The organism is Candidatus Proelusimicrobium excrementi, assembly GCF_937881865.1.
GTDB lineage: Bacteria > Elusimicrobiota > Elusimicrobia > Elusimicrobiales > Elusimicrobiaceae > Proelusimicrobium > Proelusimicrobium excrementi.
In genome coordinates, this window is the sequence record NZ_CALGEO010000106.1 from 1 (window position 1) to 8,202 (window position 8,202).

8 protein-coding genes are annotated in these 8,202 nt (G+C 46.0%); 2 read left to right on the forward strand and 6 right to left on the reverse strand.

Annotated features, from left to right (window positions below):
* On the forward strand, nt 1-380 hold a 380-nt coding region (locus ACQY26_RS04680), incomplete at its 5' end, for a hypothetical protein (RefSeq protein ID WP_428047973.1).
* 224 nt (nt 381-604) lie between these two features.
* On the opposite strand, the gene ACQY26_RS04685 is transcribed toward ACQY26_RS04680, so the two are convergent.
* From ACQY26_RS04685 to ACQY26_RS04710, 6 genes are read right to left on the reverse strand one after another with little or no spacing between them, the layout of a single operon-like run.
* Nucleotides 605-2,188 (reverse strand): CTP synthase, encoded by a 1,584-nt coding sequence (locus tag ACQY26_RS04685; RefSeq protein WP_428047974.1) that lies wholly within the window; start codon nt 2,186-2,188, stop codon nt 605-607.
* A gap of 12 nt (nt 2,189-2,200) precedes the next feature.
* A complete protein-coding gene (gene kdsB, locus ACQY26_RS04690; RefSeq protein ID WP_428047975.1) occupies nt 2,201-2,938 on the reverse strand; it encodes a 3-deoxy-manno-octulosonate cytidylyltransferase in 738 nt (245 codons plus the stop codon).
* On the reverse strand, nt 2,935-3,924 hold the full coding sequence (gene rfaE1 / locus ACQY26_RS04695; protein ID WP_428047976.1) for a D-glycero-beta-D-manno-heptose-7-phosphate kinase: 990 nt from the start codon (nt 3,922-3,924) through the stop codon (nt 2,935-2,937). The genes kdsB and rfaE1 overlap by 4 nt, the downstream gene beginning before the upstream one ends.
* A gap of 17 nt (nt 3,925-3,941) precedes the next feature.
* Nucleotides 3,942-5,150 carry a DUF3108 domain-containing protein gene (locus ACQY26_RS04700; protein WP_428047977.1) on the reverse strand — a complete coding sequence of 403 codons (1,209 nt, stop codon included), beginning with the start codon at nt 5,148-5,150 and terminating at the stop codon, nt 3,942-3,944.
* Nucleotides 5,147-5,698, reverse strand: a complete 552-nt coding sequence (locus ACQY26_RS04705; protein WP_428047978.1) for a D-glycero-alpha-D-manno-heptose-1,7-bisphosphate 7-phosphatase — start codon at nt 5,696-5,698, stop codon at nt 5,147-5,149. The genes ACQY26_RS04700 and ACQY26_RS04705 overlap by 4 nt, the downstream gene beginning before the upstream one ends.
* A 1-nt stretch (nt 5,699) precedes the next feature.
* Nucleotides 5,700-6,647, reverse strand: coding sequence for a lysophospholipid acyltransferase family protein (locus tag ACQY26_RS04710; protein WP_428047979.1), 948 nt, complete (start codon nt 6,645-6,647; stop codon nt 5,700-5,702).
* Between the two features lie 151 nt (nt 6,648-6,798).
* On the opposite strand from ACQY26_RS04710, the gene lpxK reads away from it, so the two are divergent.
* A complete protein-coding gene (gene lpxK, locus ACQY26_RS04715) occupies nt 6,799-7,890 on the forward strand; it encodes a tetraacyldisaccharide 4'-kinase (RefSeq protein ID WP_428047981.1) in 1,092 nt (363 codons plus the stop codon).
* Nucleotides 7,891-8,202 lie beyond the last annotated feature (312 nt).

The window sequence follows — 8,202 nt, forward strand, 5'->3', positions numbered from 1 at the left end:
ATTTTAAAGCGGTGGAAAAATCCAGAGCTACTGAAGCCTTGTCCATTATGGGTTCAATTTCAGCCGCTATGGAAAGAGCGAGACTTGTTTCCAAAGATAATCAGTATCCTGGTAATTTATCTAGCTTGGATATTGAAATTGCAGATACTTCCGGAACTACTGTAACTGGTAACACTTGGGATTCTAACAACTTTGACTTTCAAGTTTCTGAAGCGGGTGTTCCGCCAAATGGTGAAATTACAGCAACTAGGAAAGGTTCTTCAGGCTATACTTTAAAAAGAAATTACTATACCGGTAAAATTACTTGCACAGACAATGTTGGCTCTGGTGTAGCTTCCGTAAGCGGTATCTGTGCTTCATTAGGTTTAGAGGTACAGTAACAAAGCTTTGGTACTATAAACATATAGTACCCTCCTAAGGGGAGCCTTAACAGGTTCCCCTTTTTGTTGTGTTTTTGAAACCCCCGGCATAGCCGGGGATTGCAAAAACACAACAACTAAATCCCCCGGAGTGATTTTTCAGTCCGGGGGAAATTTTATCTGTTATCATATTTTGGTTCTTGGCCGCACCGAAAGCTATACGCAGCCGAAAAACTCAAATAATCCTATTTATGACGCTTTAAAGCGGCTTTTACAAGCCCGTCAAAGAGCGGATGCGGTTTTAAAGGCCTGCTGGCGAATTCCGGGTGGAACTGCACCGCTATAAAGAACGGATGTTTTGGGTATTCCACTATTTCCGGCAGAATATCCTTATGCCACGCGCTTACTTTAAGGCCGCATTCTTCAAGTTGGGGGACAAACTCCGGGTTATACTCATAGCGGTGGCGGTGGCGTTCTTCTATAGCGTCTTTTTTATAGAGTTTATGCGCCAAAGTGCCTTTTTTGATTTTCGCGCTGTAATTGCCAAGGCGCATGGTTCCGCCGAGTTTCTTTATTTGTTTTTGCGCTTCCATCATAGCCACTACGGGGTATTTTGTGTCGGGGTTGATTTCGATGGAATCCGCGCCTTTAAGGCCCGCAAGGTTGCGCGCCGCTTCAATGACTGTGCATTGCATACCCAGGCATATCCCCAGGAAAGGCAAATCGTTTTCCCTGGCGTATTTTATGGTTTCTATTTTGCCGGGAATGCCGCGTTTGCCGAATCCGCCCGGCACTATAACGCCGTCCAATCCTTTTAAAGCGGCGGGTATGGCGTCTTTCTGCGTATTAATATATTTCACTTTTACCGATACTTTGTTTGACATCCCCGCCAAATACAATGATTCGGCAACGGATTTATATGCGTCTTTAAGTTCGGCGTATTTGCCGGCTATGCCGATTGTAATCTGCTTCTTGGGGGAAGTGGCTTTGCGTATAAAATCAAACCAAGCTCCGTCGTTTTTCTTTTTGGCTTTAAGCCCCAATCTTTTAATTACCAAATCGGTAAGGCCTTGCTTTTCAAGTTCTTCCGGGACAAGGTAAATTGAAGGCGCGTCCATAACTTCTATTACGGCGGCGGGTTCTACGCTGCAAAACAGCGAGAGTTTGTTTTTCATCGAGTCCGAAATCGGGTGTTCCGTGCGGCAGGCCAAAACGTCGGGCTCTATGCCTATTTCGCGCAGTTTGTTGACGGAATGCTGCGTCGGCTTGGTTTTAAGTTCGCCGGCGGAAGCGATATAAGGCACCAAAGTGGCGTGCAAAGACATTACATTGTCGCGCCCGCGCTCCACGCGGAACTGCCTTGCGGCTTCCAAAAAGGGCAGGCCCTCAATATCACCGACGGTGCCGCCTATTTCTATAATCGTAACGTCAAAATCTTTGTCAAAAGCGGCGAAACGTTTTTTGATTTCATTGGTGATATGCGGTATTACCTGTACGGTTACGCCGTTATAATCGCCGCGGCGTTCATTATCTATTACGGTTTGATATATTCCGCCGGCGGTGTTGGTGTTGGCTTTGGTCATGGGGACGTCTAAGAATCTTTCATAAGTGCCCAAATCCAAATCGGCTTCCGCGCCGTCGGTCGTAACAAACACTTCCCCGTGCTGGTAAGGGCTCAAAGTGCCGGGGTCTATGTTTATGTAAGGGTCGCACTTAATCATGTTTACTTTAAAGCCCCTTAACTGTAAAAGTTTTGCCAAGCTGGCCCCGGTTATGCCTTTGCCGAGGGAGCTTACCACCCCGCCGGTAACGAATATAAATTTTGACATTTCACAAACTCCTTATAAATTTTTTGCAAATTCTTTCGCCCTTTCCAAATCCGCGGGCGTATCAATGGCGGGGCCGGCTTTATTTATCAAAGCGGATTTTATTGTCATGCCGGCTTCCAATGCGCGCAACTGCTCAAGCTTTTCCAAATTCTCAAGCGGGCTTACAGGCAATTTTACAAATTGTTCCAAAGCTTTTATTTTGTAGCCGTAAATGCCGCAGTGCAGGTAGTAAGGGGCTTTTTCCGATTCGGGCGTCTTTTCCCTTTTGTAAGGAATCGGCGAACGGGAAAAATATAAAGCTCTCATATCTTTGGCGAGCACCGCCTTTACGTGATTGGGATTGTTGATGATATCCGCGTCGGTTACCGGCATACAGGCTGTGGAAATATCGGTTTTGTCGTCATTTTTCACAAGTTCCACCACGGCTTTTATGGTTTCCGGCTGAACGAAAGGCTCATCGCCCTGTACGTTTATTACGTAATCGGCTCCCAAGCCTTTCGTAGCCTGATAAATTCTGTCCGTGCCGCTTTGGCAGTCGGCGGAAGTCATTACGGCTTTTGCGCCGAAGCTTGCGGCGGCCGAGGTAATGCGTTCGTCCTCGGTGGCGATAATCACTTCGCCGCAGTTCGCTTTTTTGCAGGCTTCGTAAACCCATTGTATGATAGGTTTGCCTTGTAATTCAGCCAAAGGCTTGCCGGGAAATCTTGTAGATCCGTATCTGGCCGGGATAACAATTATAACGTTGTTCATAATACCTCTTTTATTTCTTCTGCGGAGGCCGTCGCCGTGCCGAGTTTGGCTACGACTATGCCAGCCGCTTTGTTTGCGATATAGGCGGAATCCGCCAGAGAAGCGCCGCAGGCCAAAGCCAAAGTCAATACCGAAATTACAGTATCGCCCGCGCCGGTTACGTCGAAAACTTCCTTTGCGGTGGCTTTAATCGTCGTGATTTTGGTTTTGGCGCCCTTTTCAAAAAGGCTCATGCCTTCCGCGCTTCTGGTAATCAAAATGGACTCCGCATCCAAAGTTTTTAAAATCTTTTTGCCCAAATCCAAAATGGCTTCATTGTCTTTTTTGGGGGGCAGGCCCATCCCTTCCCAGGCTTCTTTGGTATTGGGCGTCATACATGTTATGCGTTTGTATTTAAGGAAATTGTCTATTTTCGGGTCGACGCATACTGGGATATTTTCTTTGCGGCAGATATTTATGATTTCTTCTATATTATGGTCCGAAAGCATACCTTTGCCGTAGTCCGACATTACCACGCCCTTGGCCTTTTTTACGGCTTTCTTAAAGTTGGACATGCACTCTTTTGCTACCGGCGGGCAGACCCTTTCTTTGCTTTCTCTGTCCACTCTGACGACTTGCTGGCGTTCCGCTATTATGCGGACTTTCTGCGTAGTCGGGCGGTTGCAGTCCGTAACCAAGGCTTTTACGTCGACGCCTTTATCGGCGAGATAGTTTTTTAGGATTGAACCTTTAACGTCATTGCCTATTACGGAAAGAATCTTGGGCTTTGCGCCCAATACGGCCAAATTAACGGCGACGTTCCCCGCTCCGCCGGCGATGAAATCCTCTTCTTCCACATTGACTACCGGCACCGGGGCTTCCGGCGAAATGCGGCTTACCGAACCTTTTACGAATTGGTCCAGCATGATATCGCCTATAACAATAATTTCCTTGCCTTTAAAGCGGTCTATAATATCAATAAAATGCTGTTTGTTTTGCTGGGACATAAAAATCTCCTTAAAAATTAACCGGCTTTTTGCTCTTCGGAACTTTCCCCGGTTTGGACGGAATATTCGGCAAGTTCGGCCGTAACGCTGCCGATGAAAACTTCCGCCGCCATTTTGACCGGCAGCCGGCGTTCGTCATCGGTAAGCCATACTTTCAGGCTTTTGCCTTTTGATATAAAAATACCTTCGCCGCTGAATTGCGGTTCCACAACTATACAATTAAATTCGCCCGCTTTTACTTTAACCTTTTTCTTGCCCAGTACCGTAACTTTTAAAGGATACTGCTGCTTGCGGTTGATAATATCAAAATATACGACGCCCTTTTCCGGCAGAGGCTGCAGGCGGACGTAATAAAGCGAGGAAAGCATATCAAAAACTGAGTCGCCGGTAAAAGTGAGCTGCTGGGTCTTAACGTTGCCTTGTTTGTCCTGTTTGTGATTGTTGTAAGTGTGGGAATTATAATCCAGGATAAGCCATTCGTCGCGTGCGTATTTGCCTTCCCTTACGCTTTGCCAGTAGCCCAGAGATTTAAGAGAATTTACGTCCAGCCAGGAAATGTTTATATCCCTTACTTTAAATACGGCGTCAATTATGCTGTGGGATTTTGCATCCGCCCTTAATTCATAAGCCAAAACGCCGTTATTATCCACTATTCTGCCAGTGGTGAGGGTTGCTGTTCCCGCCACTATGAAGGACCACCCTACATTATATTTAAGCGTTTCGCCGAGCCAAACGGGTTTTTTAAGATTTTTCGTTTGTTCCGGCTTTGCATCTTCGGAGAAATAGAAAGGGGAAGTCAATCTTCCGTCTTCGGTTTTTAAGATTATGGCTTTTGGGTCGTCCGCGGCGTTATATTCGGGGAATTGCGGCTCCTCTTCCTGCGCCGGCTGCGCTTCTTTAGGCTGGGTTTCGTCTGAGAGTTCCGCTTGTTTTTCGGAATTTCCGGATTTGGTTAAAGACGTTTGTTTGGCTTTTTCCTCTTCGGCCTTTTTCGCGGAAGGGGAGGGGGACGGCGAGAAAAACTTTATAACTGATTGGGCAAATGTTGCGGGTTCGGCGGAGTCGTTTTCTTGGGCGGGCGCGGCGGATTTTTCCGCGGAAGAACTTTCCTGCGGCTGTGTTTGTTCAGCGTTTTTTGTTTGGAGGCCGTCGTCCTTTTTATTTTTTAAGCCGCAGCCCGGCGCGGTCAAAACCGCCGTTATAAGCAATATAAATAAAAATCTCATTTCGAAATCTCCTTAATATATTTGGCCGCTCCGTAAATATCCAGGCAGATTTTTACGTTTTTCAGTTTGTCGGCGTATTTCGCACGCTGTTTTTTGCCGTTGGCCGTAAGCACCAATATGCCTTCCATGCCGATATTTTCGGCAAAGTCAACGTCGGATTTTTTATCGCCTATCATAAAAGAAAGCTTCGGATCTATGTTATGATCTTTAATTATTTTAAGGCCCATTCCCGGCGCGGGTTTGCGGCAAGAACAATTTTCGCCGGGGGCGTGAGGGCAATAATAAACGCCGTCGATATCGGCGGCTTTTTCAAGGAGTTTTAACATCCTTCCGTTGACGGCTTTTACCGCCTCTTCGCCGAAGTATCCCCGGCCTATGCCCGATTGATTGGAAACTATAAACAGCTTATAGCCCATTTCTTTGAACAATCTGAAGGCTTTTAAAGTGTTTTTGTAGAGCTTCACGCCTTTAGGGTCGCAAAGGTAAGTGCCCGGTTTTTCTTTAATGACGGTTCCGTCCCTGTCCATTAAAATCGCTTTGAATTTCATTTTACGCTTCCCCGCCGTTTTTGGTTTGGACTCCAGATTCTTTTTCCTGGAGTTTCATGGCTTCTATACAGTCTTTTTCGCGTTTCCAGCGGTTATGCCCCCAAAGCCAAGTTTCCGGCGCAAGCCTGATAAACTCTTCCAATTTGGATTTTAAGAGTACCGTATAATCAAAAACCACTTTATGAGAATATTCCGTTTGCGGGGGGAGTATGGTTTCGGTCTTTTCAAAGACTATTTTCCCGCCGCGCCTGTATATCCTTATGGCGTATACGGGAACCTGCGCTTTAATGGATAATACCGCCGTCAGCGGGGCTACTTCCGCCGCGCGTCCCAAAAACGGCATATAGAGCTTTGAGGCGTGTACGCTTTGATCGCTCAAAATTGAAATCAGCCCGCCCTTTTTCAAAGCTTTAAAGCAGGAAAAGAAAGGATTATACGCGCTTATGTAGCGCGCGCCCAGTATGGAGCGCAGCCTGTTGACCTCTTTATCAACATAAGGATTGGTTTGAGGTTTTGCTATAAAACATACGTTTTTAAATAAAACGCTTACCACCAAACCGGCTATTTCCCAGTTGGTAAAATGGCCTAAATGCAATATGCAGCCTTTGCCGGCCGCGTTGCGCTCCGCAACTTCTTCCAAGCCGATAATCTCCACTTTGGAAAGTATTTCTTCCTTATCCATATAAGCGGCTTTTACAAATTCCGCCGAGAGCCTGCCTATATTCCGCCATGATTCTAAAGCTATTTGGTCTACTTCTTTTTGAGATTTTGAAGGGAAAGCTTTTTTGATGTCTTCTTTGGTTCTCTTAAAGCGTTTGGGCATTACCAAAGTGATGAGCCGGCCTAGAACCTCTCCGAATTTGAGGGCAATTCCCCACGGCATTAAACGGATAAGCAGAATCAATGCCTTTAGCCCCAAATACTGGCAGTAGAAGTTGAAATTTTGCATATAATAGATTATATCAAAAAGGGCTATTATTGGGGCTTTTATTTGCCGGCCTTTTGCGGCCGCCGTTTTTACGACGGAGAGAGGTTTTAAAAAGGATAATTGTTCCTTGCCGGTCTGTAAAATAATATAATATAACGACAGGAGAATTTTTATGGATTTTATTAAATTAAGAGAAAACCTTTTAAATAATTCCGCCGGGCGTTTGCTGCTCTCTTTTGCCGCTTTCGTTTACGGGCTTGGCGTCAAAGCGACGCTTTTTGCTTATAAAAAAGGCTGGCGCAAACAAAAGGCCGTAAACAGCCGCGTAGTGTGCATAGGCAATATCACCGCCGGCGGTACCGGTAAAACTACGGCGGTGCTTTTGTGCGCTTCAAAATTAAGCCGAGCCGGCATAAGGACGGCTGTTGTTTCCCGCGGGTACAAAAGAAGCCAAAAAAAGAATGAAGTGGTGGTTCTTTTTGACAAAGATTTGCTTAACTGGAAAGAAAGCGGGGATGAACCTTATATGATGAGCCAGCTTTTGGCGGAAGATAAAGTGCCGGTAGTGGTCAGCTCCGACAGGTACGCCGCCGCTTCCGAAGCCGTAAAACAATTCAGGAGCCAAGTTATACTTCTTGATGACGGTATGCAGCATCACCGCCTTAAAAGGGACGCTAATATCGTGCTTATAGATGCGGTAAACCCCTTCGGCGGGGAGGCTTTGCTTCCGCTCGGCACTTTGCGTGAGCCGGCAACCGCTTTAAAGAGAGCTTCTTTAGTGGTAATAACCCACAGCGATTTGGTTTCCCAGCGGGAAAGAGAGGATATTAAAGACAGTATTCGCCTGATTAATGACGAAATAGAAATAATAGAAGCAATACACAAGCCCGATTATTATTTTGACGTTACCGCCAAAACGAAAGTGCCTCTTAAAGATTTAAAAGGCCCGGCCGTGGCTTTTTCCGCAATCGGCGATCACTCCAGCTTTGAGCAGACTTTAAGGAATTTGGGCCTGGAACTCAAACAGACTTGGCGTTTCCCCGATCACAGCACATATACTATTGAACAAATGGAAACTTTTGCCTCTTCCCGCGGGCCTCTGCCTTTGATTACCACGTTTAAGGATTATGTAAAATTTCCGGAAGGCTGGCAGGATATAATTAAGGATAAACTTTATATTTTGGCCATTAATATGGAAATTTTAAACGGAGAGGATCGGAAGCTGGAGGAAGTTTTGTATCCCGGCCTGAAGAAGTGGAAGTAGTTAGGCGAGAATTTGCGGGGCCGGGTTAGGCCCCGTGTTTTTTGTGTTTGTTTTTCTTTTAACTCGGTCTATCTTTCTTGCTCACGGCTAACAATTTTCTATTTTTGTGTAAATTGAGGCTCTTTGCTCGCGAGATGTTTCGTACTCACGGCTAGCAGACTTCCGTATTTGGCCGGCTTTGCATTGTTTACTCAGTCGGATACTGCGCCGCCTTCGGCGGCATCATACTTAGTATACCTCCTTCCTCAAAAACGCAAATCCGGCTCAAATCCGTAAGTCCACGCTGGTTAAATTCTTTCACGCTGTTAACTC

What these genes read in the sequence shown, in the direction of transcription:
- ACQY26_RS04685 (WP_428047974.1), bottom strand. Translation starts at nt 2,188, where the DNA reads ATGTCAAAATTTATATTCGTTACCGGCGGGGTGGTAAGCTCCCTCGGC.
- kdsB (WP_428047975.1), bottom strand. Translation starts at nt 2,938, where the DNA reads ATGAACAACGTTATAATTGTTATCCCGGCCAGATACGGATCTACAAGA.
- rfaE1 (WP_428047976.1), bottom strand. Translation starts at nt 3,924, where the DNA reads ATGTCCCAGCAAAACAAACAGCATTTTATTGATATTATAGACCGCTTT.
- ACQY26_RS04700 (WP_428047977.1), bottom strand. Translation starts at nt 5,150, where the DNA reads ATGAGATTTTTATTTATATTGCTTATAACGGCGGTTTTGACCGCGCCG.
- ACQY26_RS04705 (WP_428047978.1), bottom strand. Translation starts at nt 5,698, where the DNA reads ATGAAATTCAAAGCGATTTTAATGGACAGGGACGGAACCGTCATTAAA.
- ACQY26_RS04710 (WP_428047979.1), bottom strand. Translation starts at nt 6,647, where the DNA reads ATGCAAAATTTCAACTTCTACTGCCAGTATTTGGGGCTAAAGGCATTG.
- lpxK (WP_428047981.1), top strand. Translation starts at nt 6,799, where the DNA reads ATGGATTTTATTAAATTAAGAGAAAACCTTTTAAATAATTCCGCCGGG.